This window comes from Kribbella hippodromi, assembly GCF_039531045.1.
Taxonomy (GTDB): Bacteria; Actinomycetota; Actinomycetes; order Propionibacteriales; family Kribbellaceae; genus Kribbella; species Kribbella hippodromi.
Map to the genome: position 1 here is coordinate 206924 of NZ_BAAAPH010000003.1, position 24237 is coordinate 231160.

Consider the following 24237-nt stretch of genomic DNA (forward strand, 5'->3'; position numbering starts at 1 on the left):
TGACTATCCATGATCATCGAGCGACTTCGGGAGTACGTCGGCGCGGAGACCCCGACCGGCGACGCGGCCGCGCTGAACGCGTTCGCGGACCGGCTCGCGGCCCGGTACGCCGAGCTCGGCGCGACCGTCCGCCGGGAGGCGGCGCCAACCGGCGACCACCTGGTCGCGGACTTCCCCGGGCGCGGGCCGCGGGCCGCCGATGCGCCGCTGCTCTTCCTCGCGCACCACGACACGGTCTGGCCGGTCGGGCAGCTCGCGGACGCGATGCCGTGGCGCGAGGCGGACGGCGTGATCCACGGTCCCGGCGTGTTCGACATGAAGGGCGGGCTGGTCATTCTCGAGACCGCGCTGGAGCGGGTCGCCGAGCGTGACCATCGGCCCGTGCGCGTTGTCGTGGTCGCGGACGAGGAGATCGGCTCGCCGTCCGCGCGCGCACTGGTGACCGCCGCGTCGGCCGGGGTGTACGCGGCGTTCGGTCTGGAACCGCCGCATCCGAATGGGGATCTGAAGACGTCGCGCTGGGGCAGTACTCGGGTTCGCATCGAGGTCACCGGTCGCGAGGCGCATGCCGCGCTCGATCCGGCGAGTGGGATCTCGGCGATTGATGAACTCGTCGACCAGTTGATCGCGGTCCGGGAGTTGGTCGCGGGGTACGGCAACGTGTTGTGCAATGTCGGCACGATCACGGGCGGTGGGCGGACGAATGTCGTACCAGGATCGGCGGCGGCGGACATCGGGTTCCGCTTTGTCGATCCGGAGACAGAGCGGGCCGTACTGGACGCGGTTGCTGGGCTGACGGCGGTGCGTACGGGGGCTGAGCTTGACGTACGGGTGATGTCGAACCGTCCGGCTTGGCAGCCGTCGCCGGCGACTGACGCGCTGCTGGTGCAGGTCGCGGCGGCTGGGCGGTCTGTTGGTCAGACGGTTGGTGGTGCGGCTGCGTCGGGGGCCGCGGATACCAATCTGACGGGTTGGCTTGGGGTGCCGACGTTGGACGGGTTGGGGCCGGTGGGGAAGGGCGCGCACGCTGTGCACGAACAGGTGATCGCGGCGACCCTGGCCGAACGAGTCGACCTGGTCGCCGCGATCATCACCGCGCTCTAAGAGCTCCGTCTGGCTCAGCGCGGTGGTTTCAGCGTGAAAGCGACGCCGGCTGCTCCCCCACCCCGGCGGGCCGGTTCGGCGGCGGCGAGGATTGCTCCACCTGGCAAGAACTCCAGTGCCGCGACCGCACCGATCTCGGCCGCCGAGCTCCCCGGCGCACCCGCCGGTGTGAACGTGTGACCGTACTTCCCCAACGCCGCGCCGTACTTGTCGATGAACGCCTGCTCCGCCGTCACCGACGCGGTGTTGCGCTGCGACGCCCGCGGTGCCGCGATGGCTGCCGGCAGCGTCATGCCCCGATCAAGCCGGTTCGTCAACGTCTGCAGCACCGTCGTGATGATCGTCGACCCACCCGGCGACCCGAGCGCGAGGTACGGCTTGTTGCCGCGCAGCACGATCGTCGGCGACATGGAGGACCGCGGCCGCTTCCCGGCCTCGATGATGTTCGGGTCCTTCGGGTCAGGCACCGCCGAGAAGTCGGTCAGCTCGTTGTTCAGCAGGAAGCCACGACCCGGCACGGTGATCCCGCTCCCGCCGGTCTGCTCGATGGTCAGCGTGTACGACACCACGTTGCCCCACTTGTCCGCGGCAACCAGATGCGTCGTCGAACGGCCCTCGGTATCCGGCCGCTGCTCCACCGCACTGCCCTTCCCGCAGCGCGAGTACTTGCCGTCCGGTGAACCAGCAGGCACCGGCTTGGTCGCCGCGTGCTTCGGATCGATCAAGCACGACCGCTCCGCGCCGAATCCCTTCGAGAGCAGTTCCTTCAGCGGTACGTCAACGTACGCCGGGTCGCCGACGTACGCGCCGCGGTCCGCGAAGGCCAGTGCGGACGCCTCGAGGTACGTGTGCAGTGCCTGCGTGGTGGACATCCGGTCGATGTGCTGCGGCTGCAGGATGTTCAGCGCCTCGCCGACCGTGCTTCCACCGGAAGACGACGGCGGCATCCCGTACACGTCCAGTCCGTCGTAGCGGACCTTGGTGGGTTTGCGATCGATCGCCTTGTACGCGGCGAGGTCGCTTGCCTGCAGGTACCCCGGGAAGAACGGCAGCGTCGCACCAGGCGTCTTCGGTGGGTTCTTAGCGGCCGCAGCCATCTCACCGGCTAGCGGACCGCGGTAGAACGCCGACGGGCCCTGCTGGCCGAGCAGCTTGTACGTAGCGGCCAGGTCAGGGTTCTTGAACAGCGAGCCGACCTGTGGCGCATCACCGTTCGGCAAGAACAGCTTGGCAGTCGGTACGACCTGCGCAAACCGGTCCTTGTTCTCCAACGTCTGCAAGCGGAACGTCGGGTCCACGACGAAACCACGCTCCGCCAGCGCGGCAGCAGGCTGCAGCGCTCCGCCCAAGGACAGCGAGCCCCACTGCTTCAGTGCACTGTCCCAGGTCGCCAGCGTGCCTGGCACACCGATCGACACGCCGGATGTCACCAACTGGGCGAACGGGTACGGCTGTCCGGTCTTCGGGTCCATGAACGCGTTCGACGGCATCGTCGCCGGTGCGGTCTCCCGGCCGTCGATCGTGTACACCTTGTGCTTCTTGGCGTTGTAGTACACGAAGTAGCCACCACCGCCGACACCGGCCGAGTACGGCTCGGTGACGCCCAGTGCGGCCGCTGTGGCGACTGCCGCGTCAACAGCGTTGCCGCCACGGCGCAGGACGTCCAGGCCGATGTTCGTCGCATCCGGGTCGACCGAGGAGACCGCACCGCCGTACCCGATCGCTGTGGGCGTCCGGTCCGGTGCTTTGACCTGTGGTCGGGCAACTGCTGTGGATAGGGCAGTCGAACTGGCACCTGACAGGACCAGGGCACCAGCGGACAGTGCTGCAACCAGCTTCTTCACGTAGCTCCCCCACACGGGCTCGGCGGGACAAGGGACATGCCCCTGCCTATCTCACCCGAGCGGTGGGCGCCAGTTCTGGCGTGTGGCTACTTCGCAGTGCAGGAGGCAAGGAACCGCTGCAAGATGTCATCGGACCACTCGACCGTGCCGGTGGGGAGCTCAACCAACAACCACTTGCCGGCAACGTGTACCTGACCGGTCAGCCGACCGTTCAGTGTGCCGATCCGGAAGGACTTGCCGTCCACCTGACTGACCCGGGGCTTCGACAGGGTGATGGCCTCCGGAGCTGTCTGCAGCACCACCTTCGTTGCCGTGTCAGCGGTCCGCATCTCTGGCTGGGACAACACCACCCGGTTCGCGGCGATGGGGGTCTCAGGCGTCAGGCCGCGCGGCGTCAGGCCGCAGGAGATGGTCCGCCAGGCCTGCTTGTTCGCGACCAGCTCGACCACCGGTGCGCCGAAGTTCGAGATCGTCTCCTTGCTCCGCGGCGTGGCCGAGGCGGCCGCGGGCTTCGAAGGCTCGGACGCCACCTGCGGTGTGGCCGTGGTGCTCGCGACGTTGGTGCCGCCGCTCCCCCACCACTTCACCTGGTTGCCGACCACAAGCACCAGCGCCGACGCGGCGGCAACGCACAGCACCCCGGTGGTCCGGCGGCGGCGCTTGATCCGGCGCAACGCGACCCGTCCGCGGGTCACATCCGCCTCGATGTCCGGGTCCGGCAACCCATCGGCGGCGCGGTCCGCGAACCCCTCCAACAACCTCTTGACGTCGTCCATCGGCGTTCTCAGCTACTCCCCGTCTTTCTGTCCATCTCCTCGGTCATCAGGTCCTTCAGCCGCTTCAGCGCCTTCGCCGTCTGACTCTTCACTGTTCCTTCGGTGCAGGCCAGGATCCGCGCGCAGGTGGCGACGTCGAGATCCTGGAAGTACCGCAGCACCAGCACGGCCCGTTGCCGCGGCGCGAGCTCCAGCAGCGCGTCCCGTACCGCGAGCGTGTCCGCCTGGTCCGGCACGTCGGTCAGCCGCGGCTCGACGGTCTCCGCGGTGACCACCTCCGGATGGCGGCCGGCCCGGCGGCGTTCGTCCAGGAACGCGTTCACCAGAATGCGATGCGCGTACGGTCCGGCGCCTTCGTGCTTGATCCGGTGCCAGTGCACGTACACCCGGGTGCAGGCGGTCTGAACCAGGTCCTCGGCGGTGTGTGCGTCCCCGGCGGTCAGCAGCAGCGCCGTCCTCATCAGCCTGGTGCGGTCCGCGAGCAAGTACTCACGGAACTCGGCCTCACGGTCACCCCCTCGCATCGACAGCCCCTGAGTGGTGTCCGGGGCCTTCCACCTCGACTACGCCGCCGGCGGCGTCACGGTTGCCTTCAACTATCACTTGGAGTGCTTTCTCCACCAGATCGGGGGCGTCGTAGCTCAGCCAGCTGATCCGGTCGTCCTTCCGGAACCACGAATCCTGCCGGCGCGCGAACCGGCGGGTGGCCTGAGCGGTCCGGTCCCGGGCCTGCGCCTCGTCGAGCTCACCGTTCAGCAACGCGATCACCTGCGAGTATCCGAGCGCGCGGTTGGCTGTCTTACCCTCAATCAAACCCTTGTTCAGCAGACCTCGCACCTCGGCGACGAATCCCGCGTCGAACATCCGGTCCACCCGGCGGTCGATCCGCTCGTCCAGTACGGGCCGCGGCACGTCCAGCCCGAGCTGCACCGCGCCGGGGTACACGTACCGATGCTCGGGCAAGGTCGCGACGTACGCGCCGCCGGTGATCTCGATGACCTCCAGCGCCCGGACGATCCGCCGGCCGTTGCTCGGCAGGATCTGCTCCGCCGCCTTCGGGTCCTTCGCGGCCAGCTGCTGATGCAGTACGCCGGACCCGTGCCGCTCCAGCTCCGCCTCGAGCCGGGCGCGGACGACCGGATCGGTCCCCGGGAAGACGAAGTCGTCGAGGATCGCGCGGACGTACAACGCGGAGCCCCCGGCCAGCACCGGCACCACGCCGCGCCCGAGGCAGTCGTCGATCGCGGCGCGGGCCAGCTCCTGGAACTCGGCGACGGTCGCGGTCTCGGTGACGTCCAGGAGGTCGAGCAGATGGTGGCGTACGCCCTGGCGCTCCGGCTCGGTGATCTTCGCGGTCCCGATGTCCATCCCGCGGTACACCTGCATGGCGTCCACGTTCACGACTTCGCCGCCCAGCCGCAGGGACAGGGCGACGGCGAGATCGGATTTGCCGGCCGCGGTGGGACCCACGACCGCGACGACGAGTGGAGCAGGCATCGCTCCAGTTTGGCAGCTCGGCTCTGAAGACTTCGCCAAGAGGTCTCTACCAGCCTTGTGGTTGACCCGGAATGTTCGGTAGGAACCTGGGAGTTGGTAACAAAGCTACGGGAGGAACCAAGTGACGAATTCGTTCGAGGAAGAGTCCGCCGCCGCCAAGGACGCGGCCGGACTGGGGGAAGGCACCGAGGACGTCGCGGCCGCGAAGAAGAGCGGTGGGGACGTGGAGGCGCGCCGCAGCGGCGGTGACGTGGAGGCGAAGAGCGGCGGCGACGTCGAGTCCGGTGGTGACGTCGAATCCGGCGGCGGCAGCACCGACGGCAGCGGCGGCGACGTAGAGTCGGGTCCGAAGGACGGCGTCTGAGCCACGGTTCGGACGGCCCGTCGCTGAGCGTTTCAGCATGGCGCTCGCGGAGATCCCACAGTTCCGGCGTTGCAGGTGCGAAGATCACCGCTAGCTGTCTGTAAGCACTCAACTACGCAGGAATGGGAGCCCCGAGATGGGCATCTTCGACAAGTTCAAGGGCACGGCCGAGAACCTGAAGGACAAGGCCACCGACCTGGTCAACGAGCACGGCGACAAGGTCGGCGAGGGTCTTGACAAGGCCGGCGACTTCGTCGACGAGAAAACGGGCGGCAAGTACGGCGACAAGATCGACACCGGTGTCGAGAAGGCCAAGGACGGGTTGGACAACCTGGACGGCCAGAACGACGACATCCCGGACAAGCCGAACCAGTCCGCCTGATCGAACCCCCGAAGGGCCGCAAGCATCCAGCTTGCGGCCCTTTGTCATGCCTGTTGTCATGCCTGTTGTCATGCCTGTTGTCATGCCTGTTGTCATGTCTGTTGTCATGTCTGGTCCGGCAGTGCTCCGGCCGCGCCTGGTCCTGCCGGTTCGTAGGATCGCCGGTGTGAGTGATGGAGCTTTGCGGCTGACAGTGCTCGGCTGCGCGACGCCGTACCCGGCGGTGGACAACCCCTGTTCCGGGTACCTGGTGACGTCCGGTGACACCAAGATCTGGGTCGATGCCGGTACCGGCACGCTCGGACCGCTGCAGCGTCATGCACGGCTCGACGAGCTGGACGCGATCTGGATCTCGCATCTGCACGCTGATCACGCCGCTGACCTACTGACGGCGTACTACGGCGCGCTGTACGCGGATGTCAGTTTGGCCGCACCGATCTCGCTGTACGGTCCGCCGGGCATTGCTGATCGGCTAGCCGGCTTCCTGACGAACACGGCGACCCGCAGCCCGATCGAGTCCGCTTTTGCCGTCACTGAATTGCACGACAAGCACGAGGCGGCTGTCGGCTCCATCGACCTGACAACGCGGGCCGTGGAGCACGGTATGGCTGCGTTTGCGGTGCGCATGTCGTCCGGTGGTCGGTCACTGGTGTACTCGGGTGACACAGCGCCCTGCGAAAACCTCACTGCTCTGGCGGCTGATTGCGACGTACTGCTCTGTGAAGCGGATGTAGTTGACGGCTCCGACGTACACCACACAGCTGAACAGGCTGGTGACACCGCAGCAGCGGCCCAGGCCGGTCGACTGATCGTCACGCATGTTGGCCGGGCACTGACGTTTGCTGAGGCTGCTGGGCGCGCAGCGACGCGGTTCGATGGTGAGGTGGACTACGCGTCGCCCGGGACCACGTACGTGATCTGACGGTTGTCGGTCCGGTTGTCTAGGGTTCCGGGTATGGATCGGTTTCGGGTGGTGCCTGCGGCTTACGTGTTGGTTCGGCGGGGCAATGAGGTGTTGTTGTTGCTGCGGGCCAATACCGGGTACATGGACGGGCACTGGGCGATGCCGGCGGGTCATGTCGAGCAGGGTGAGTCCGCGATCGCTGCGGCGGTGCGTGAATTGCGCGAAGAGGTCGGGCTGGAGGTGCAGCCCGCTGATCTCGTACCCCTGACGGCCATGCACCGGACGGGCGGGAACGGCGAGCCGATCGATGAGCGGGTGGACTTCTTCTTCGAGGTGTCGACGTGGAGCGGTGAGCCGCGGTTGATGGAGCCCGAGAAGGCGGCCGGGCTGGAGTGGTACGCGCTCGATGCCCTGCCGGAGCCGTTGGTCGTGCAGGAGGCCCGAGTACTCGAGGCGCTGGCGAAAGGCGAGGAGCTTCCCGCGGTGATCGTCCAGGGTTTCGCGTGAGTTCACCGTCCTTTCCCCCGGCCCGCTCTACTGTTCGCTGCGGTGTCAGCGAGCTTGGGAGCGTGGGGCAATGGACGAGCGGCATGACGGAACCAGCCGGCGGCGGCTGCTGCAGACGGGAGTCGGCGCCGGTGCGGTGATCGCCTCCGGGGCACTCGGCGCCGGGACCGCCGACGCCACAACCGGCACGGCTGGGGTCGCTGCGACGGGCCGGCACGGCGGGCGGGTCGACACCGAGCATCCGCGGTTCACGCTGGCCGTGGTGCCGGACACGCAGTACCAGTTCGACCAGGACCGGGGCGACGCGGCGCCGTTGACCGCCACCTTCAAGTGGCTGATCGACCAGCGTGGCGCGGAGAACATCGTCTTCGTCGCGCATCTCGGCGACGTGGTGGAGAACGGGCTGGCGATGGAGTTCGCCCAGGCCGATCCGGTGTTCAAGCTCCTCGACCGGGCGCGCTTCCCGTACTCGGTGCTGGCCGGGAATCACGACATCGACGGCTCGAAGGACGACACCCGCGGCGCGTCCGCGTACCTGGACACGTTCAATCCGCGCCGGTTCCGGTGGATGCCGACGTACGGCGGGTCGACGCCGAACGGGTACAACTCGTACCACGTGTTCCGCGCGGCCGGCCGGCAATGGTTGCTGCTGGCAATGGACTGGCGGCCGTCGGACGCGAGCTTCGCCTGGGCGCGCGGCGTGATCGCGGCGCACCCGAAGCTGCCGGTCATCCTCACCACGCACGAACTGGTCAACGCCGACGCCGGCAACCCGGTCGCGTACCTGACCGATCATGGCAATCGGGTGTGGGATCAGTTGGTCGACGGCAACGACCAGATCTTCCTGACTTTGAACGGTCACTACTGGCCGCCGGGGCGGGTCACCCGGAAGAACGCCGCCGGCAACGACGTACACCTCCACATCACGAACTACCAGGACCGCTACTACGGCGGCTCCGGGATGGTCCGGCTGTATCACTTCGATCTGGCCCGGAACACGATCGACGTCGAGACCGTCGCGCCGTGGATTCTCGGGCAGGACCCCGGCCGGCGCAGTGAGCTGGCGGCGGCCGAGGTCGAGCTGACCGATGACACCAACCGGTTCAGCATCCCGGTCGACTTCGCCAAGCGGTTCGCCGGGTTCGCGCCGGAGCCCGTACGCCCGGCCCGTCCGGCGAAGCAGCTCGTGATTCCGGGGACGGCGGCGTACTGGCGCTTCGATGGACCGGTCGGTGGCACGGTGGTCGATCAGTCGGGGAACGGGAACGAGCTGACGCGGGTGCAGCTCAGTGGTGATGTACCGACGGCGTCAGCGGAGTACCACGCGGATCAGCCGGGGCATGGGAGCTGGCTGTTTCCGGGCGGTAAGAATCCGGCGCGTGGGGCGTACCTGAAGACGGCCGATGGTGCGCCGCTGAACGCGATGACGTTCACCGACGGGTACACGATCGAGGCGTTCGTGAAGCTTGCGGATGACGGGCAGGATCACTCGTGGGAGGGTCTGCTCGCGCGGCTCGGCACCGGACGCGACGCCGGGAAGACCGGGAGCGACCCGGACGAGCCGGTGGTCAAGCTCGGCTTTTCGGGCGGGTTGCAGGTGCAGTGGGCGGTTTATCCGCTGGACCGCAACGACACCTTCACCAACTGGGGCCATGAACAGCGCGCCGGCGAATGGTTCCACCTCGCGATCGTCAACGACGGCCGGCACAGCATCGTGTACGTCAACTCGTCGGAGCTGCTCCGCAACCCTTCCACCCGGTCAAACGGCCTGGCCACAGCCGGCAAACCCTGGCTGGTCGGCGCCGGTCACTACGCCAACACCATCGACCAGTCCTTCGCAGGCCACCTCGGCGAACTCCGCATCGTCACCCGCCCCCTCAAACCCTCCCAATTCCTCACCGCCTGACCCGGTACCGAAGAACGGGTAGTGGTCCCCCGTCGGCGGCCGGACCTGGGTGCTGCACGCTCAGCATCCGGCGAAGTCGGCTAGGACTACCCGTCCTTCGGTACCCAATGCGGTGGGTGGGGCAGTCGGCGGGCGCGGCGTTGAGGGCGGGCGCGTGACGAACGCGGGGGATGTCCCGATCGGCTCATAAAGCGGCTGTTAGCCACCCCAAACCGGTTTGGGGTAGTTGTCTACGTGGTGCGGGGAGGGTGGTACTCCTCGAATGGAGGGCAAAGCACCCCAAACCGGTTTGGGGTGCTTTGCGGCAGAGGGGGTAGTGGGCTAGAGGAGGGAGCGGATCAGGGCTTCTTGGGTGGGGAGGAGGGCTTTTTCGGCCTGGGTGAGGGTGGGGTTGTTGGCCCGGGTGTGGAGGGCGGCGGGGAGTTGGGGGGTGGGGTCGATCGAGTTGGCGAGGTAGACGGCCAGGGCTTCGCGGAGGATGGGGGATGCTTCGGCCCACTCGGGGTCCAGGGCGATCTGGGCGAAGATGATCGCGGTTTTGGCGATGTCCAGCTCGGCGGGGGCTTCGGAGGCGTCGCGCCAGTCGATGACTGTCAGGCCGTTGGCGGACGAGATCACGTTCTGCGGGTGCAGGTCGCCGTGGACGACGGTCAGACCTGGAGTGCCGCTGGGGGCGGGGATGGCGTGCAGGCGGTGGTGCAGGTCGGCGTGCAGCTCGCCTAGCTGTGTAGCGCTGAGGTCACCAGCGATGGCTGCTTCGGCGAGAGTTGGGCCGGTGATCCGTTGCATCACCAGGTCCGGCCCGCTGATCTCGCGAACCGCGGGCACGGGGTAGCCGTAGCTGGCGACGTGCCGCATGTAGTCGGCCTCGTCGCGGACCGGATGCCCGTCCCGGTACCGCCGCAACACCCAGTCCTCGTCGATCGCGAAAACATCCGCATCCCGCCCCGCCGCAAACGGCTCAGCACCCGCAGGCAGCAGCGCGGACAACCCGACAGCTTCCGCCCCGGAGGGGACTGGTGCGCCCGAGGCAGCGCCGGGTGGTGCGGGCGGAGCGACGGTGCCTGGTGTGGTTGGGAGCTCGGTCATCCGGCTTGGCAGCCGCCGGTGGTTGGTTCCAGGGGCTTGGCGCCGAGGGTGGGCATGCCGAGCATCACGCCGGGCGTGGCGGCCGGCGCGTCCTGCGTACGGGCCCAGGCGTCGCCGGCGCGCGTCCGGCGAAGATCACCGAACGTGTCGGCGACCAGGTGATGCGGCGCGGCGTACGTGACCTCGACCGTCGCCAGGTCACCCGGCCGCGGCGTCTCCACCCCTTCGGGCACCGCGAAGTGTACGAGGCGGTTGTCCCGCGCCCGGCCGCTCAGCCGCCGGGTACTGGCGTCCTTCCGCCCCTCGCCCTCCGCGACGAGCACCTCGACGGACCGCCCGACGAGCTGCTTGTTCTCCGCCCAGGCCATGTCGTCCTGCAGCGCGACCAACCGCTCGTACCGCTCCTGGACGACCTCGCGCGGTACCTGGTTCTCCATCGTCTCGGCCGGCGTACCAGGACGCTTCGAGTACTGGAACGTGAACGCCCCGGCGAACCGTGCCTGCCGGACCACGTCGAGCGTGCCCTGGAAGTCCTCCTCGGTCTCCCCCGGGAACCCGACGATGATGTCGGTGGTGATCGCCGCATCGGGCATCGCGGCGCGTACGTCCTCGATGATCCGCAGATACCGATCCCGCCGGTACGAGCGGCGCATCGCCTTCAGCACGGCGTCCGACCCGGACTGCAGCGGCATGTGCAGCGAAGGCATCACGTTCGGCGTCTCGGCCATCGCCTCGATCACGTCCGCGGTGAAGTCGCGGGGATGCGGCGACGTGAACCGGACCCGCTCCAGACCTTCCACGGAACCGCATGCGCGGAGCAGCTTCGAGAACGCGTACCGGTCGCCGAACTCGACGCCGTACGAGTTCACGTTCTGCCCGAGCAGCGTCACCTCGAGGACACCCTCGGCGGCCAGCGCCTCGACCTCGGCCAGGATCTCCCCCGGCCGCCGGTCCTTCTCCCGGCCGCGCAGCGCAGGCACGATGCAGAACGTGCAGGTGTTGTTGCACCCGACACTGACCGAAACCCAGGCCGAGTACGGCGACTCGCGCCGGGTCGGGAGTGTGGACGGGAACACGTCCAGCGACTCGAGGATCTCGACCTGCGACTCCTGCTCGACCCGGGCACGCTCCAGCAGCACCGGCAGCGAACCGATGTTGTGGGTGCCGAAGACCACGTCCACCCACGGAGCCTTGCGGGTGATCGACGCCTTGTCCTTCTGCGCCAGGCACCCGCCGACGGCGATCTGCATGCCGGGTTTGCGGGCCTTCACCGGCGCCAGGTGACCGAGGTTGCCGTACAGCTTGTTGTCGGCGTTCTCGCGGACCGCGCAGGTGTTGAAGACGACCACGTCGGCGTCACCCTCGGGCGCGCGGACATAACCCGCGTCCTCCAGCAGCCCGCGCAGGCGCTCGGAGTCGTGGACATTCATTTGACACCCGTAGGTGCGGACCTCATAAGTACGCATGACAGCCACCAAGAGTACGTGCCGGGGTAGACAAAGACCTACCTGGCTCTGGCGGCTTGCGACCCCTGACCGGAGTGGCCGCGCAGACAATAGTGATGGGTATGAACAGTTCTCGCCGTCAGTTTCTCGCCCGTACCGCCGCCGGTGCCGCCGTGCTCGCGGGTGGGACCTTCGCGACCACGACCGCCGCCGCCGGCCCCGCACTCGCCTCCCGGAGAATCACCGCGCTCACCAACGTGACCGTGATCGACGTCCACACCGGCCGCCGCGACCGGAACCAGACGGTACTGATCAGCGACGACCGGATCATCGGCGTCGGCCGCATCCCGGTCCCCCGCGGCGCCGTCGAGCTCGACCTGACCGGCAAGTACGTGATCCCCGGCCTGGCCGACATGCACGTCCACAGCCTCGGCGACGAGCGCGTATCGCCACCGCTCTACCTGGCGAACGGCCTGACCACGGTCCGCGAAATGTCCGGCACCGACCCGAACCTCTACAACTGGCGGGACCGGATCGCCGCCGGCAAGCTGCTCGGCCCGCGGATGATCGTCGCCAGCAACATCCTGGACGGCGACCCGACGCTCTGGGACCCGAACCTGATCAAGGTGATCGTCGTCGACGACCCCGCCGCGGCCCGGGCCGCGGTCCGCCGGGTGAAGGGTGAGGGCGCGGACTTCGTCAAGGTGTACTCCCGGCTGAGCCGCGAGTCGTGGCGCGCGGTGATCGACGAGGCCCGCAGAGTCGGCCTGACCGTGCACGGCCACGGCCCGGACGAGGTCCCGATCAAGGAAGTCAGCAAGGCCGGTCAGCGCAGCATCGAGCACATCCACTCGCTCGGCCTGTCGGTCTCCACCCGGGAGGCCGAGGTACGGCGGATGCTGCTCGCGATCAAGGTCAAGAACGGTGACTACAACGCGTGGTTCCGGCAACTGCACCCGATCGAGTGGATCGCCGCGAACACGTACAGCCCGGCCCGCGCCGCCGATGTGTTCGGCACGCTCCGCCGGAACCGCACTCGCGTCACGCCGACGCTGACCATGCACTACGTACTCGACCAGATCGACTACACACGCCTCGACCCGGCGCTGGCGAAGTACCTGAGTGAAGACTCGATCGGCACGTACGACTACGTCATCCAGACCATGTACGCGGCCAATCGCACCGCCGAGGAGATCTCCCATCAGCGCCAGATGTGGGCGTGGCGCCAGCGGTTCGTCCGCGAACTGATCGAGCACGACGTCCCGTTGATGGCCGGTACGGACACCGGCACGCCGTACTCGGTCCCGGGATTCGCGCTGCACGACGAGCTGGAGCACCTCGTGAACGCCGGTGCGAGTACGCGGCAGGCGCTGTACGCGGCGACGGTCGAGCCGGCCAAGTTCCTCGGGATGGACGCCGACCTGGGCGCGGTCGCGGCCCGGAAGATCGCCGACCTGGTCGTACTGGACGCCGATCCGCTGACCGATATCCGGAACACGCGGAAAATCCACTCCGTCGTCACCCGCGGCAGGGTGATCTCCCCCACTGACCGGCAGCGGCTGCTGGCCGGGGTCGAGGCCGCGGTCAAGGAACCGCCGACGGCCGCAAGCATCGCCGCTGGTGGCTGCTGCGGCACGGGGCCGCGCGCCCACTGAGGCAAACGAACACTGAAGCGCAATCCAGAGCGGGCTGTGATCAACCGATCACAGTCCGCTCGAGTTTATTGCAGATCGTTACCACGGTGGAACCACCCGGGCCTGCGACCGCACCCCGCCCTCCGCTAGGTTCTGGCCATGAGCGATTCCGGCACCCTGGCACAGGACACACGGAAAGCGGCCGGACTGGTGACGCTGACCGGTGTGAACAAGCACTTCGGCGAACTGCACGTTCTCAAGGACATCAACCTGTCCATCGACGAGGGCGAGGTCGTGGTCGTGATCGGCCCGTCCGGGTCCGGCAAGTCGACGCTCTGCCGCGCGATCAACCGGCTGGAGCCGATCGACTCCGGCACCATCACGCTGGACAGCCAGCCGCTGCCGAGCGAGGGCAAGGCGCTGGCCAAGCTGCGGGCCGACGTCGGCATGGTGTTCCAGTCGTTCAACCTGTTCGCGCACAAGACGATCCTGCAGAACGTCACCCTCGGCCCGTGCAAGGTCCGGAAGGCGGACCCGAAGAAGGCCGAGCAGCGGGCGATGGAGCTGCTGGAGCGGGTCGGGGTGGCGACCCAGGCGCAGAAGTACCCGGCCCAGCTGTCCGGTGGGCAGCAGCAGCGGGTCGCGATCGCCCGGGCGCTGGCCATGGACCCGAAGGTGATCCTCTTCGACGAGCCCACCTCGGCGCTCGACCCGGAGATGATCCAGGAGGTCCTCGAGGTGATGGTCGACCTGGCCAAGCAGGGCATGACGATGGTCGTCGTCACGCACGAGATGGGCTTCGCCCGGACCGCGGCGAACCGGGTGGTGTTCATGGCCGACGGCGAGATCGTCGAGCAGGCCGACCCGGAGACCTTCTTCACCAACCCGTCCTCCCGGCGGGCCCAGGACTTCCTCGGCAAGATCCTGAAGCACTGAGCTCCCGCCCGCAGCAGTACCCAGTAACGAAACGAAGGGGAATCCTGATCATGAGAATGCGCAACCTCGTCGAAGTCGGAGGCCAAGCGGTCTTAGGAAGACAACTCACAAGACCAACTCCTTGGCTCACAGAACGACATGGCTACGATCCGACTTAGGCGTCCGACTCCTGTGGCGAGCTGCACAAGTTCACCACCGCGACCGGCGTCGACGTGGCCGGCAGCCCGGCCTTCACCAAGGCGAAGGCCCGCGGCAACGTGGTCGTCGGCGTCAAGGCCGACCAGCCGAACCTCGGGTACAAGGACGCCAGCGGCAAGCGCTGCGGGTTCGACATCGAGATCGCCCGGATGGTCTCGGCCGGCCTGGGCCTCGACCCGGACAAGATCGAGTACAAGGAGATCCCGTCCGCGAACCGCGAGACGGCGATCGCCGGTGGTGAGATCGACTACTACGTCGGCACCTACTCGATCACCGACAAGCGCAAGAAGCAGGTCTCGTTCGCGGGCCCGTACTTCATCGCCGGCCAGGACCTGCTGGTCCGCAAGAGCGACAGCTCGATGGACGCCGGCAAGACCGCGCTGAAGGGCAAGAAGGTCTGCTCGGCGACCGGCTCGACCCCGATCCAGCGGGTCAAGGACGAGCAGCTGACCGAGGCCAGCAACATCTCCGAGTTCAAGACCTACTCGGAGTGCGTCTCCCAGCTGCTGGACAAGAAGACCGACGCCGTCACCACCGACGACGCGATCCTGAAGGGCTACGCGGCGAACGCGCCGGAGGACCTGAAGGTCGTCGGCAAGCCGTTCAGCGTGGAGAAGTACGGCATCGGCCTGCCGCTGGCCGACAAGGCGCTCCGGGACAAGGTGAACGCGATCCTGGCGGCCGGCGAGGCCGACGGCACCTGGAAGGCGCTCTACGACGAGACGCTCGGCAAGTCGGGTTCGGACTCGACCCCGCCGCCGCTCGAGAAGTACTGATCCACCACCCGGCCGCGGCGGCTGTGCAAGATCTTGGCGCGCAGCCGCCGCGGCCGAGCCGTGGCAACGGCTGGATCTTGACGAGATCCACAGAAGGGCAAGAGGAAGGTCGCGATGTTCTCGGTCCTCACCGACAACTGGGATCTGTTCGGACAAGGCTTCTGGACCACGATCAAGTTGTTCCTGATCTCCGGCGTACTCAGCCTGGTGATCGGCACTCTGCTGGGCACGTTCCGGGTCTCCCCGGTACCGGCCCTGCGCGGCGTCGGCACCGGGTACGTGAACGTACTCCGGAACACCCCATTGACCCTGGTGTTCGCGTTCCTGGTCTTCGGTGCGCCGAAGATGAACATCGAGCTGCCGTCGTTCTTCTGGTCCGCGGTGGTCGCGCTGACGATCTACACGTCGGCGTTCATCTGCGAGGTGGTCCGGTCCGGCATCAACACGGTCCCGCCCGGGCAGACCGAGGCGGGTCGCGCGGTCGGCATGTCGTTCGTCCAGGTACTGACCGTGATCGTGCTGCCGCAGGCGTTCCGGGTGGTCGTACCGCCGCTGATGAGCGTGCTGATCGCGTTGCTGAAGAACACCACCATCGCGGCCGGCTTCTCGGTCGCGGAGGCGGGCGCGATTCCGGCGGCGATGTCCGAGCGCGGTGAGAACCAGCTGCTGACGCTGACCTGGATCGCGATCGGCTTCCTGATCCTGATCGTGCCGCTGATGTTCCTGCAGCGGTGGGCCGAGCGACGGACGGCGGTGGCCTGATGAGCGCCTTGTACGACGTACCGGGACCGCGGGCGAAGGTCCGCAACCGGACGCTCAACGTAGTGGTCCTGCTGCTGGTGATCGGCGCGGTTGCCTGGGTCATCTACCGGCTGAACGCGACCGGTCAGTTCGAGAGCCGGCGCTGGATTCAGTTCCAGTACACGTCGATCCAGAACCAGCTGCTGGACGGTCTGCTCGCCACCCTCAAGGCGGCCGGGCTGGCGGCGGTGCTCGCGCTGGTGTTCGGCTCGGTGTTCGCCGCGGCGCGGATCAGTGACCACAAGTGGGTACGGACACCGGCGACCTTCGTCGTCGAGCTGTTCCGGGCCGTACCGCTGCTGATCCTGATGTTCTTCTTCTACTACGGCAGCCTGCAGTTCCAGCTCGGCCTGACGCCGTTCTGGGCGGTCGTACTCGGTCTGACATTGTACAACGGCTCGGTGCTCGCGGAGATCTTCCGCGCCGGCATCGCCGCTGTACCGAAGGGTCAGCGGGAGGCCTCGTACGCGCTCGGTCTGCGGAAGAACCAGGTGGTACGGCTCGTGCTGCTGCCGCAGGCGATCAGTGCGATGCTGCCCGCGATCGTCAGCCAGCTGGTCGTCCTGCTCAAGGACACCGCGCTCGGGTTCATCATCACGTACCCGGAGCTGCTCTACGTCGGCAAGCAGATGGGTGGCCGGCTGAACTACGGCTTCCCGTACATCCCGACGTACATCGTGATCGCGATCATCTACATCGGACTGTGTTCGCTGCTGTCCGTGCTGGCCCGGTACCTCGAGGGCCGTTCGCGGCGCCGCCGCAAGATCACCGGCGCACCGCCGGCCTCAGCGGCCGAGTCCGCCACCTCAGTGGAAGCTCCACTCTGACAGCCAGTAGGCCCCTCTCCGGAGGGGCCTACTGCTTTTCCGGGCCGGTCGTAGCGCTGATCCCGGCCAGGATGACGTGCAGGCCGTACTCGAACTCCGCGTCGTTGTCGGACCCGAACACCGTGCCGACCATCTCAGCCGTGAGCGGATAGCGCGCGGCATCCACCGCCGCACTCAGCCGGTCCACCGTGTACGGGTTCCCGTCCGGGTACTCCACGCCGGATCGTGCTTGTTCCTCGATCACGAAGCCGATCGTGTAGTGCAGCAGGATCGGGAACACCCGTACCGCATCGGCTGCCGAGAAGCCGGCGTCCTCCAACGTACGCAGCGTCAGCTCGGTCACCCGCCACAGTGACTCCCCCGCCACGTTCGTGCCGGCCAGGACGCGGGCGCCGTCGCGGTGCCGCAGCAGCGTCGACCGCAGGCGTCCGGCCAGGTCCAGGAGCCAGTCCTGCCAGCCGGTATCCCGGCGCGGCGCCTCGATGCCGTCGACTGCGCTGACGAACAGCGCGTTCGCCATCACGTCGAGCAGCTCGCGCTTGTTCTTCACGTGCCAGTAGAGCGCCGGCGCCTGGACGCCGAGCCCCGCGGCCACCTTGCGCATGGTCAGGCCGTCGATCCCGCCGTCGTCGAGCAGCCGCAGCGCCGCCGCGGCGATGCTCGCGGTCTCCACCTTCGTTCCGGTCTCCGGCTTCATGTTGACAACCTTAACAGCGTTCTGTTCTCCTTAACATCGTTAAAGAGGATCAAACATCGTTAAGGAGCAGAGCTGATGGAAACCACCCAGGTAGTGATCGCCGGGGCCGGGCCGACCGGGCTGATGCTGACCGCCGAGCTGCGGCTGGCCGGCATCGACGTCGTGCTGCTGGACGCGCTGCCGGCCCGCAGTGGCGAGTCCCGGGCCGGCGGCGTGCACGCCCGGACGATGGAGCTGTTCGATCAGCGCGGTCTGCTGGACCGGATGCTCGAACGCGGGCGGCCGATCCAGGCCGGCCATTTCGCGGGCATCAAACTCGACTGTGCCGACTTCCCGACGCGCTTTCCGTACACACTGGCGATCGTGCAGGCGGAGATCGAGCGCGAGCTGGACGCGTACGCAGCGACGCTCGGCGTAGCGGTGCGTTGGGGTTCGCCGGTGTGCGGCATCCGGCCGGATGCGGATGGCATCGAGGTGGAGATCGGCGACGGGAACCGGATTCGGTGTGAGTACCTGGTTGGTTGCGACGGGGGCCGCAGCACCGTACGCAAGCTGACCGGTATCGCCTTCGACGGGACCGAGTCGACTATGCAGGGGATGATTGCCGACGTGGAGCTGGCCGAGCCGCCGGCAGGTCCGGTCTTCTCGGTGCGCCGCGGGCCGGGCGACTACTCGGCGCTGAACTTCCAGCCCGGTTGGTACCGCTTGCTGGTGCAGCGGCATGACCGGGTCATCGACCGCACTGCCGAGCCGACCTTCGAGGACTTCCGGGAGTCGTTCCGCGAGGTCGCGGGCACTGACTACGGGATGCACAGTCCGCGCTGGGTCTCCCAGTACGGCGACGCTGCCCGGCAGGCCGACCGCTACCGCGCGGGACGCGTTCTGCTGGCTGGAGACGCGGCGCACATCCACTACCCGGCTGGTGGGCAAGGATTGAACACTGGCGTGCAGGACGCGGTGAATCTGGGCTGGAAGCTCGCCGCGGTGCTCCGGGGCGAGGCGCCCGACCTGCTACTCGACACCTACGAGAGCGAGCGGCACCCCGTCGCGGCCCGGGTGCTGCAGAACACCCGGGCACAGACCGCGCTCGCCCGTCCCGGCGCGCACAGCGACGCACTGCGCGAAACCTTCACCGGGCTGGTGGAGATCGACGAAGTACGCCGGCGGCTCGGTCTGATGATCACCGGGCTCGACATCACGTACGACCTGCCGGGCGACCATCCGCTGCTCGGCCGGCGGGTTCCCGACGCGGAGCTGTCGACGACGCGCGTACATCAACTGCTCCGCTCGGGCCGACCGATCCTGCTGTCCTTGAACGGCTCTGAGGCGCCGGCGATCGCGGACAGCTGGGCTGACCGGCTGGACTGCGTCGCCGCCGACACCGTCGCCCAGGAGTGGACGGTTCCTGGTGCCGGCGACGTCCGCGTACCCGCCACGGTCCTGATCCGTCCGGACGGTCACGTCGCCTGGGCGACGGATGGACAGACGGAGACAGGACTCGAGGAGGCGCTCACGACCTGGTTTGGACCGGCCGCGGTCAGCGCAGGGTGCCGAACGAGTCTCGGATGATCTCCAGGGCCTCGGTGGCCTCCTCCTCGGTCAGCGTCATCGGCGGCGCCATCCGGAGTACGTTGCCGTAGAGACCGCCCTTGCCGACCAGGAGACCACGGTTCTTGGTCTCCTGCTGGAGCTTGGTGGTCGTTGCCGGGTCCGGGCTGTTGTCGTCCGGCTTGACGATCTCCGCGGCCAGCATCAGGCCTTTGCCGCGGACGTCGCCCAGCTCCGGGTACTCGTCGGAGATGCCCCGCAGACCGTCGACCAGCTGGGCGCCGCGCTTGGCCGCGTTCGCCTGCAGGTCCTTGTCCAGCAGGTAGTCGATCGTCGCCTTCGCCGCGGTGGTCGAGATCGGGTTGCCGCCGAAGGTGGACAGCGAGTTCGCCTTGATGCTGTCCATCAACTCGGCCGTCGCGACCACGCCACCGATCGCGAACCCGTTGCCGAGCCCCTTCGCGAACGTCATCGCGTCCGGTACGACACCGTGCGCCTGGATGCCCCAGAAGTGATCACCGGTCCGGCCCCATCCGGTCTGCACCTCGTCGGAGATGAACAGGATGCCGTACTCGTCCAGCACCTCCTTGAAGGCGGCGTACAACCCGTCCGGCGGCGACGAGAAGCCACCGACGCCCTGGATCGGCTCCGCGATCAGACAGGCGACATCACCCGAGGTCGTGGTCTCGATGACGTTGCGCAGGTCGTCGACGCACACCTTCACGTACTCCGCGTCCGGCAGATCGCGGAACGGGCTGCGATACCGGTACGCGCCTTGCAGGTACTGCACGTTCACCGGCGACAGGCTGCTCGCGGACCAGCCGCGGTTGCCGGTGATCGCCACCGTGCCGAACGCGCGGCCGTGGTACGAGTTGCGCATCGCCAGCACCTGGTTGGAGCGGCGGGCCTGGGTGGCCAGCAGGAGAGCCGTCTCGTTCGCCTCGGTGCCGGAGTTGGCGAAGAACACCTTGGCGTCGGGAATCCCGGACAGCTCGGCGATCTGCTCGGCCAGCTCGATCTGCTTCCGGATCAAGTACACCGTCGAGGTGTGCGCGATCCCGGAGCCGAGCTGCTCGCGGACCGCATCGGAGATCTCCGCGATGTCGTAGCCGATCGCGTTCGTCAGGATGCCGGCGAAGAAGTCCAGGTAGGTCGTCCCCTCGCCGTCGGTCACCCGGCGGCCGGACCCCTGCACGATCTCGATCGGCTCTTCGTAGTACAACGCGAGCCAAGCCGGCATGACTGCCTTGTGACGTTCCCAGAGCTCCGCATGTGTCATGTGCCAACCATTACCCGAACTCGTGGTGTGCGTCTATTACCGTTCTGTCCCGTGACGTTGCCGAGCATCCCGCATGTGGACATCGAGTCCTTGGAACACTTCGACCGGCTGCTGGCGGCGGGAGCCAGCGCGATGGCCGGGTGGCGGGTGCAGTCCGTCGACCTGACCGGGCGTACGGCGGAACTGCTCGGGCTGCAGCCGACCGGATCGGTGTTCCTGGGCTGCGCGTTGGAGGAGAAGGCGGACACCTGGGTACGCGAAGGTGGCGGGCTGGTCTTTCCGACGATCCCGGCACTGCCGTTCGACGCGTACCGCGGGCGGTTGTACGACGCCGACGAACTGTTCGCCGGGCTCGAAGGCGGCTACGACGCGACTCCGGACGCCCAGATCTACGCGTGGTCACGGCAACATGACGAGAAGGGCGACACCAGCCGTACGCTGGCCGCCGCGCTGCACGACCACGCGATCGCGGACGCGCTGACCGAACTGCCTGACGACAAACCGTGGGTCGGCGTCATGGGTGGTCATGGCGTACTGCGGGACTCGGCGGACTATCGCGCGGCGGTTCTGTTGGGGCGTACGCTCGCTCGGCGGGACCGGGTGGTGGTCACGGGCGGCGGTCCGGGCGCGATGGAGGCGGCCAACTTGGGCGCTTCGCTCGCTTCGTACGACGATGCCGCTCTCGAAGCCGTGCTGACCGAGCTGGGTGCCGTGCCGTCGTTCCGGCCGTCCATTGGTGCCTGGGCGGCGGCGGGGCTCAGTGTGCGTTCGCGGTTCCCTGGCGACGGTGGCGTGTCGGTTCCGACCTGGTTCTACGGGCACGAGCCGCCGAACGTGTTTGCATCAGCGATCGCGAAGTACTTCTCCAATGCGCAGCGTGAGGACGTGCTGCTCGGGCGTGCCCGCGGCGGGATCATCTATCTTCCGGGCGCCGCGGGCACTGTGCAGGAGGTGTTCCAGGCGGTGACACCCAACTACTACGGCGACGCGGCTACGCAGATCCCACTCGTCCTCGTGGACGTCAACCACTGGACTGTGGAGCTGCCGGTCTGGCCGCTGCTGCAGTCGCTGGCTGCGGACCGGCCCATGCAAACATCGATCCGCTTGGTCGACACAATCGACGAGGCGGCTGGGCTGGTGGGTTAGCCGACCTTGGTCGGGGTGAACTGCATCCGCGGGTTGGCGTACGCCTCCTGCGACTCGACCAGCTGCAACTCGCGCTCCCCCGACTCGTGGGTGCGCGTCAGCAGGTCGAACACGCTCGACGTCGTACGAGCCAGTGCCTCCGCAAGATCGCCCGTACGCCGGTAATGCGCCGTGAAGAGCGCGGCCGTCACGTCGCCGGAACCGTTCGCCTTCATCGGGATGTACGGCGTCTGCACGAGCCACGCACCGCTGTCGTCGACGGCCAGCATCTCGATCGTCCCGTCCTCGCGGTCGGGGCGCTCGACGCTGGTGACAAGCACCGTACGCGGACCGGTCGCGCGGACCAGCTTCACCGACTCCAGCGTGGACTCCAGTGTGTCCGGCTCGGTGTTGGTCAGGAAGCCCAGCTCGAACTGGTTGGGCGTGATGATGTCGGCCGCCGGCACCACCCGATCGCGCAGCAGCACCGGAATCGCGGGCGCCACGAAGCAGCCGGACTTCGCGTTCCCCATCACCGGGTCACACGAGTACACCGCCGCCGGATTGGCCGCCTTCACCCGCTGCACGGTCTCGAGAATCACGTCCGCGATCCCCTCACCGCCCTGATACCCGGACAGCACCACGTCGATCTGCGAAAGCACGCCCCGATCCTCGATCCCGAGCAGCACCTCGCGTACGTCGTCCGGACTGATCATCGGCCCGCGCCACGCCCCGTACCCGGTGTGATTGGAGAAGTTCACCGTGTACACGGGAAGCACTTCCACCCCGATACGCTGCAGCGGAAAGACAGCCGCCGAGTTCCCCACATGCCCGTACGCAACCGCAGACTGAATCGAAAGAATCTTCACTGCCCGATCATCCCATCCAGCCGGGCGGCGGCTTCGTCGAGGAACTGGTCGACCTCGGTGATGTCGTAGCCCTCGGTCAGGCGGACGGTCCGGAACTGGGTGTTCAGGATCTCTTGTGCGGTCACCGGCCGGTCCACCGGCAGCCCGTTGACCGTCGCCAGGACCCGATCGACCAAGGCGTCCACCTCGTCCTGCGCATAACCTTCGCGCAGACGCACGCGCGCGAAGCTCGGCTGTGTCAGCCCACCCTGGACCACACTTTGCTGAGCCACTGTCCGGCCGGCCGCGCTGTGGGGACCGGTCAGCAGCCGCTCCGCCTCTGCCAGGAAGTTGTCGACTTCCTCGACCGCGTAGCCAGGCCCGAACATCGGCGTCCGGAACTGCGCCGTGCGGAGGTCGGCCACGGTCAGGTCCGGACCGACGGAGCGGCGCTCGACCGTCGCGACGAGGCGCTCCACCAGCGCGTCGACCGCCTCGCAGTCGTACCGCTGGCCGGACCGGCGCACGGTGAAACTGGCTTCCAGCATCAGGACTCGCTGGCGGCGAGTTGGCCGCAGGCGCCGTCGATCTCCTGGCCGCGGGTGTCGCGAACGGTCACCGGAATGCCACCGGCCTCCAAGCGGCGCACGAACTCGCGCTCGTCGGCCGGGTCGGACGCGGTCCACTTCGAGCCGGGTGTCGGGTTCAGCGGGATCAGGTTGACGTGCACCCAGCCCCAGTCGCCGCGCGCGGACAGCTTCTCCGCGAGCAGATCGGCCCGCCAGGCGTGATCGTTGATGTCGCGGATCATCGCGTACTCGATCGAGACCCGGCGCTTGGTCTGGCGCGCGTACTCCCACGCGGCGTCCAGCACCTCGTCGACCTTCCAGCGGTTGTTGATCGGGACCAGCTCGTCGCGCAGCTCGTCGTCCGGCGCGTGCAGCGACAGCGCCAGCGTGACCGGGATGCCCTCGGTCGCGAGCTGGTTGATCCGCGGCACCAGACCGACCGTCGACACGGTCACGCCGCGCGCGGAGATGCCCAGACCCTCCGGCGACGGATCGGTGAACCGGCGGACCGCGCCGATCACCGCCTTGTAGTTCGCCATCGGCTCGCCCATGCCCATGAACACGATGTTCGAGACCCGGCCCGGACCGCCGGCGATCTCACCGCGAGCCAGCGCGCGGGCACCGTCGACTACCTGCTCGACGATCTCCGCGGTGGTCATGTTCCTGGTCAGACCACCTTGGCCGGTCGCACAGAACGGGCACGCCATCCCACAGCCGGCCTGGGAGGACACGCACATCGTCACGCGGCCCGGGTAGCGCATCAGCACCGACTCGACCAGCGAGCCGTCGAGCAGCTTCCACAGCGTCTTCCGGGTCTCGCCGTTGTCGCACTCCAGATCCCGGACCCGGGTCAGCAGCGGCGGCATCAGGTCGGCGACCAGCTTGTCGCGGGACGCGGCCGGCAGATCGGTCATCTCGGCCGGGTCGGACACCAGCCGGGAGAAGTAGTGATTGGACAGCTGGTTGGCGCGGAACGCCGGCTCACCCAGCGCGGCCACCGCCGTACGCCGCTCCTCCCCGGAGAGATCGGCGAGGTGCCGCGGCGGCTTCTTGGCACGGCGCGGCTCATCGAAGACAAGGGGAAGCGAGGTAGTCATAACCGGCCTATTGTCGCAAGCCGCCCGGACGATTCACAAATTCACATCCCATGACCCTCGTCACCGCTTGGTTCCGAGCGCCTG

At 67.8% G+C, this 24237-nt stretch carries 24 protein-coding genes; 13 read left to right on the forward strand and 11 right to left on the reverse strand.

The window, feature by feature from the left end:
* The first annotated feature begins 9 nt into the window (after nt 1-9).
* Nucleotides 10-1104 carry a M20/M25/M40 family metallo-hydrolase gene (locus ABD260_RS05825; protein ID WP_344232295.1) on the forward strand — a complete coding sequence of 365 codons (1095 nt, stop codon included), beginning with the start codon at nt 10-12 and terminating at the stop codon, nt 1102-1104.
* A gap of 14 nt (nt 1105-1118) precedes the next feature.
* On the opposite strand, the gene ggt is transcribed toward ABD260_RS05825, so the two are convergent.
* From ggt to miaA, 4 genes are all read right to left on the reverse strand, one after another.
* Nucleotides 1119-2948: a gamma-glutamyltransferase gene (gene ggt, locus ABD260_RS05830; RefSeq protein WP_344232296.1), complete on the reverse strand. Its 1830-nt coding sequence runs from the start codon at nt 2946-2948 to the stop codon at nt 1119-1121.
* An 86-nt stretch (nt 2949-3034) separates the two neighbouring features.
* On the reverse strand, nt 3035-3724 hold the full coding sequence (locus ABD260_RS05835) for a hypothetical protein (protein ID WP_344232297.1): 690 nt from the start codon (nt 3722-3724) through the stop codon (nt 3035-3037).
* A gap of 8 nt (nt 3725-3732) precedes the next feature.
* The gene (locus ABD260_RS05840; RefSeq protein WP_344232298.1) at nt 3733-4248 is read right to left on the reverse strand and encodes a SigE family RNA polymerase sigma factor; all 516 of its coding nucleotides are present in this window, start codon (nt 4246-4248) and stop codon (nt 3733-3735) included.
* A complete protein-coding gene (miaA, locus tag ABD260_RS05845) occupies nt 4235-5221 on the reverse strand; it encodes a tRNA (adenosine(37)-N6)-dimethylallyltransferase MiaA (protein WP_344232299.1) in 987 nt (328 codons plus the stop codon). The genes ABD260_RS05840 and miaA overlap by 14 nt, the downstream gene beginning before the upstream one ends.
* 121 nt (nt 5222-5342) lie before the next feature.
* Here miaA and ABD260_RS05850 point away from each other — a divergent pair, with 121 nt between their 5' ends.
* From ABD260_RS05850 to ABD260_RS05870, 5 genes are all read left to right on the forward strand, one after another.
* Complete coding sequence (locus ABD260_RS05850; RefSeq protein WP_344232300.1) at nt 5343-5585, forward strand: hypothetical protein; 243 nt, start codon at nt 5343-5345, stop codon at nt 5583-5585.
* A gap of 136 nt (nt 5586-5721) precedes the next feature.
* Entirely contained in the window at nt 5722-5967 is a 246-nt protein-coding gene (locus ABD260_RS05855; RefSeq protein ID WP_344232301.1) for an antitoxin, read from the forward strand.
* A gap of 166 nt (nt 5968-6133) precedes the next feature.
* Nucleotides 6134-6889, forward strand: a complete 756-nt coding sequence (locus ABD260_RS05860) for an MBL fold metallo-hydrolase (RefSeq protein WP_344232302.1) — start codon at nt 6134-6136, stop codon at nt 6887-6889.
* A gap of 33 nt (nt 6890-6922) precedes the next feature.
* Entirely contained in the window at nt 6923-7378 is a 456-nt protein-coding gene (locus ABD260_RS05865; protein ID WP_344232303.1) for an NUDIX hydrolase, read from the forward strand.
* Between the two features lie 70 nt (nt 7379-7448).
* Complete coding sequence (locus ABD260_RS05870) at nt 7449-9284, forward strand: LamG-like jellyroll fold domain-containing protein (protein ID WP_344232304.1); 1836 nt, start codon at nt 7449-7451, stop codon at nt 9282-9284.
* 321 nt (nt 9285-9605) lie between these two features.
* Here ABD260_RS05870 and ABD260_RS05875 read toward each other — a convergent pair whose 3' ends face one another.
* Together ABD260_RS05875 and miaB are read right to left on the reverse strand one after the other, a co-directional pair.
* On the reverse strand, nt 9606-10274 hold the full coding sequence (locus ABD260_RS05875) for a phosphotransferase (RefSeq protein WP_344232305.1): 669 nt from the start codon (nt 10272-10274) through the stop codon (nt 9606-9608).
* A gap of 95 nt (nt 10275-10369) precedes the next feature.
* Entirely contained in the window at nt 10370-11839 is a 1470-nt protein-coding gene (gene miaB / locus ABD260_RS05880; protein WP_344232306.1) for a tRNA (N6-isopentenyl adenosine(37)-C2)-methylthiotransferase MiaB, read from the reverse strand.
* 101 nt (nt 11840-11940) lie between these two features.
* Between miaB and ABD260_RS05885 the strand changes: the two genes are divergently transcribed.
* From ABD260_RS05885 to ABD260_RS05905, 5 genes are all read left to right on the forward strand, one after another.
* Nucleotides 11941-13473, forward strand: a complete 1533-nt coding sequence (locus tag ABD260_RS05885) for an amidohydrolase family protein (RefSeq protein WP_344232307.1) — start codon at nt 11941-11943, stop codon at nt 13471-13473.
* Nucleotides 13474-13659: 186 nt separating this feature from the next.
* A complete protein-coding gene (locus ABD260_RS05890) occupies nt 13660-14388 on the forward strand; it encodes an amino acid ABC transporter ATP-binding protein (protein ID WP_344232501.1) in 729 nt (242 codons plus the stop codon).
* A gap of 212 nt (nt 14389-14600) precedes the next feature.
* On the forward strand, nt 14601-15362 hold the full coding sequence (locus ABD260_RS05895) for a glutamate ABC transporter substrate-binding protein (RefSeq protein ID WP_344232308.1): 762 nt from the start codon (nt 14601-14603) through the stop codon (nt 15360-15362).
* Nucleotides 15363-15476: 114 nt separating this feature from the next.
* A complete protein-coding gene (locus ABD260_RS05900) occupies nt 15477-16124 on the forward strand; it encodes an amino acid ABC transporter permease (protein ID WP_344232309.1) in 648 nt (215 codons plus the stop codon).
* A complete protein-coding gene (locus ABD260_RS05905) occupies nt 16124-16990 on the forward strand; it encodes an amino acid ABC transporter permease (protein ID WP_344232310.1) in 867 nt (288 codons plus the stop codon). Before ABD260_RS05900 ends, ABD260_RS05905 begins: the two co-directional genes overlap by 1 nt.
* A 28-nt stretch (nt 16991-17018) precedes the next feature.
* On the opposite strand, the gene ABD260_RS05910 is transcribed toward ABD260_RS05905, so the two are convergent.
* A complete protein-coding gene (locus ABD260_RS05910) occupies nt 17019-17687 on the reverse strand; it encodes a TetR/AcrR family transcriptional regulator C-terminal domain-containing protein (RefSeq protein WP_344232311.1) in 669 nt (222 codons plus the stop codon).
* 75 nt (nt 17688-17762) lie between these two features.
* Here ABD260_RS05910 and ABD260_RS05915 point away from each other — a divergent pair, with 75 nt between their 5' ends.
* Nucleotides 17763-19256, forward strand: a complete 1494-nt coding sequence (locus ABD260_RS05915) for an FAD-dependent monooxygenase (protein ID WP_344232312.1) — start codon at nt 17763-17765, stop codon at nt 19254-19256.
* Here the strand turns inward: ABD260_RS05915 and ABD260_RS05920 are convergent.
* The gene (locus ABD260_RS05920; protein WP_344232313.1) at nt 19225-20514 is read right to left on the reverse strand and encodes an aspartate aminotransferase family protein; all 1290 of its coding nucleotides are present in this window, start codon (nt 20512-20514) and stop codon (nt 19225-19227) included. The two genes, ABD260_RS05915 and ABD260_RS05920, sit on opposite strands and share 32 nt — an antisense overlap.
* A gap of 51 nt (nt 20515-20565) precedes the next feature.
* On the opposite strand from ABD260_RS05920, the gene ABD260_RS05925 reads away from it, so the two are divergent.
* A complete protein-coding gene (locus tag ABD260_RS05925) occupies nt 20566-21660 on the forward strand; it encodes an LOG family protein (protein WP_344232314.1) in 1095 nt (364 codons plus the stop codon).
* Here ABD260_RS05925 and pdxY read toward each other — a convergent pair.
* The 3 genes from pdxY to rlmN are packed head-to-tail and all read right to left on the reverse strand — an operon-like array spanning nt 21657 to nt 24153.
* On the reverse strand, nt 21657-22508 hold the full coding sequence (gene pdxY / locus ABD260_RS05930; RefSeq protein WP_344232315.1) for a pyridoxal kinase PdxY: 852 nt from the start codon (nt 22506-22508) through the stop codon (nt 21657-21659). The two genes, ABD260_RS05925 and pdxY, sit on opposite strands and share 4 nt — an antisense overlap.
* Nucleotides 22505-23035, reverse strand: coding sequence for a DivIVA domain-containing protein (locus ABD260_RS05935; protein WP_344232316.1), 531 nt, complete (start codon nt 23033-23035; stop codon nt 22505-22507). Before ABD260_RS05935 ends, pdxY begins: the two co-directional genes overlap by 4 nt.
* Nucleotides 23035-24153: a dual-specificity RNA methyltransferase RlmN gene (rlmN, locus tag ABD260_RS05940; RefSeq protein WP_344232317.1), complete on the reverse strand. Its 1119-nt coding sequence runs from the start codon at nt 24151-24153 to the stop codon at nt 23035-23037. Before rlmN ends, ABD260_RS05935 begins: the two co-directional genes overlap by 1 nt.
* Nucleotides 24154-24237 lie beyond the last annotated feature (84 nt).

Coding starts and splice junctions, on each gene's coding strand:
- ABD260_RS05825 (WP_344232295.1), top strand. CDS start 10: ATGATCATCGAGCGACTTCGGGAGTACGTCGGCGCGGAGACCCCGACC.
- ABD260_RS05835 (WP_344232297.1), bottom strand. CDS start 3,724: ATGGACGACGTCAAGAGGTTGTTGGAGGGGTTCGCGGACCGCGCCGCC.
- ABD260_RS05840 (WP_344232298.1), bottom strand. CDS start 4,248: ATGCGAGGGGGTGACCGTGAGGCCGAGTTCCGTGAGTACTTGCTCGCG.
- miaA (WP_344232299.1), bottom strand. CDS start 5,221: ATGCCTGCTCCACTCGTCGTCGCGGTCGTGGGTCCCACCGCGGCCGGC.
- ABD260_RS05855 (WP_344232301.1), top strand. CDS start 5,722: ATGGGCATCTTCGACAAGTTCAAGGGCACGGCCGAGAACCTGAAGGAC.
- ABD260_RS05865 (WP_344232303.1), top strand. CDS start 6,923: ATGGATCGGTTTCGGGTGGTGCCTGCGGCTTACGTGTTGGTTCGGCGG.
- ABD260_RS05870 (WP_344232304.1), top strand. CDS start 7,449: ATGGACGAGCGGCATGACGGAACCAGCCGGCGGCGGCTGCTGCAGACG.
- miaB (WP_344232306.1), bottom strand. CDS start 11,839: ATGCGTACTTATGAGGTCCGCACCTACGGGTGTCAAATGAATGTCCAC.
- ABD260_RS05885 (WP_344232307.1), top strand. CDS start 11,941: ATGAACAGTTCTCGCCGTCAGTTTCTCGCCCGTACCGCCGCCGGTGCC.
- ABD260_RS05900 (WP_344232309.1), top strand. CDS start 15,477: ATGTTCTCGGTCCTCACCGACAACTGGGATCTGTTCGGACAAGGCTTC.
- ABD260_RS05905 (WP_344232310.1), top strand. CDS start 16,124: ATGAGCGCCTTGTACGACGTACCGGGACCGCGGGCGAAGGTCCGCAAC.
- ABD260_RS05910 (WP_344232311.1), bottom strand. CDS start 17,687: ATGAAGCCGGAGACCGGAACGAAGGTGGAGACCGCGAGCATCGCCGCG.
- ABD260_RS05915 (WP_344232312.1), top strand. CDS start 17,763: ATGGAAACCACCCAGGTAGTGATCGCCGGGGCCGGGCCGACCGGGCTG.
- ABD260_RS05920 (WP_344232313.1), bottom strand. CDS start 20,514: ATGACACATGCGGAGCTCTGGGAACGTCACAAGGCAGTCATGCCGGCT.
- ABD260_RS05935 (WP_344232316.1), bottom strand. CDS start 23,035: ATGCTGGAAGCCAGTTTCACCGTGCGCCGGTCCGGCCAGCGGTACGAC.
- rlmN (WP_344232317.1), bottom strand. CDS start 24,153: ATGACTACCTCGCTTCCCCTTGTCTTCGATGAGCCGCGCCGTGCCAAG.